The sequence below is a fragment of the Bartonella sp. MR63HLJHH genome (assembly GCF_042194155.1).
Lineage (GTDB): Bacteria > Pseudomonadota > Alphaproteobacteria > Rhizobiales > Rhizobiaceae > Bartonella > Bartonella grahamii.
Map to the genome: position 1 here is coordinate 1 of NZ_JBHIMN010000040.1, position 915 is coordinate 915.

The window sequence follows — 915 nt, forward strand, 5'->3', positions numbered from 1 at the left end:
ATAAAACAATCCCTGACGAAATCAAGCGAGCAAGTATATGAGAAAGATTCTTATTATAACAGGAATGATTACCCTTTTGGGAATGATAAATTTAACTCTAACGTCTAACTTTAGTTGGGGTTCTGGAACTCAAGGCTCAACTGTTCAAATTCCTTTTTCAAAAGCAGACTACCTGGAAATTATTACGTTGTTAAAACAACAAATTGAAGAAACCGAAAAGCAGATCGAAAACGCGAAAAAAATCCATCAGTCTATAATAGGACCTAAAATGCTAGCACATGCAATAGGAGACAATTTTAGTTTTTTCATACCAGTTTCGCCTTTTGACTACCCAGACACAAAAACAAGCTACCAAAACATATCTACTGGGCACTATAGAAATTTTTTTCGTAAACTTGTTCTCGAAGAGAAAAAGGACGGCTTCCAGAAATTGCCGTATTATAAGATACGCGAAATAATTAATACACGTCTTAAATATAGTGGGATTGTCGAAAAAGCTGTAAGTTTACAAACTTTCAAAGACATAGAGAACCGCTTTAAACAAGTGAAAGATTTCTTAGATAAGATAAATAACACAAAAGATCTGAAAGAACTTTTTGATCTACAAACACGCATTAAGACCATGTCATCCATGATCCAAAATGAATATACAAAGCTACAAATGGTCAGAAATTTAAGCGATGACGAAGAGACTCTTATCGAAATACAAAAACGTAAATTGTATAGCAAAATTATAGCCTCTTACAACAAACGTATGCCTGAAATAAGATCTAACCAATAAAGCTCTTTACAACATTTGCTTTTTTTTCATAAAAACAAAAGCCAATGTAGAAGGTTGAGTACTATCCGAACAATTCAGAGAGGCACAAAGATTTTATCAAAGCCAAGATATCGTAATGCAAATACTTAGGTAAT

Annotated in this window: 1 protein-coding gene; it reads left to right on the top strand. The window is 33.1% G+C overall.

Going from position 1 to position 915, the window contains the following annotated elements; translation table 11 throughout:
* Window positions 1-37 precede the first annotated feature (37 nt).
* Complete coding sequence (locus ACFIKQ_RS09020; RefSeq protein WP_375645193.1) at window positions 38-781, top strand: type IV secretion system protein; 744 nt, start codon at window positions 38-40, stop codon at window positions 779-781.
* The last annotated feature ends 134 nt before the right edge of the window (window positions 782-915 follow it).